Origin of the sequence: Vibrio sp. 10N.222.46.A1 (genome assembly GCF_041473595.1) — a bacterium.
Classification (GTDB): domain Bacteria; phylum Pseudomonadota; class Gammaproteobacteria; order Enterobacterales; family Vibrionaceae; genus Vibrio; species Vibrio tasmaniensis_A.
The window spans coordinates 1-438 of sequence record NZ_JBFRSN010001511.1; the positions used below are offsets into that span (position 1 = coordinate 1).

Annotated in this window: 1 protein-coding gene; it reads right to left on the reverse strand. The window is 47.0% G+C overall.

Features of this window, described 5'->3' with window-relative positions; genetic code table 11:
- Positions 1–438 (reverse strand): pyridoxal-phosphate dependent enzyme (locus tag AB4496_RS27730; protein ID WP_372133222.1); only part of this gene is annotated, 438 nt, incomplete at both ends.

The window sequence follows — 438 nt, forward strand, 5'->3', positions numbered from 1 at the left end:
GCGATACTTGCTGCATCTGGAATTTTACGCATTTCGTCAACCACACCAGGAATGAAGCTTGGTTCTGCTCGTGGGCGACCAATGCCTTCAATCTTGCTGAATGTACTGCCTTTCACGTTCGCATTGCCGGTTTGGAAGTATTCGTGGAATACAGAGTTCTCAGGGTCCACAACACAAAGCTTAGTTTCATGTTGTTGGTAGCGAATGAAACGGCCAATCGTCGCTGAAGTACCGCCAGTACCTGGGCTCATTACTACCCAAGCTGGAACTGGGTGATCTTCCATCTGCATTTGATTGAAAATCGAGTTCGCGATGTTGTTGTTACCACGCCAGTCGGTTGCACGCTCAGCGTAAGTAAATTGATCCATGTAGTGACCATTCAATTCTTCTGCTAAACGGCGAGACTCATCGTAAATTTCATCTGAGCGGTCAACAAGA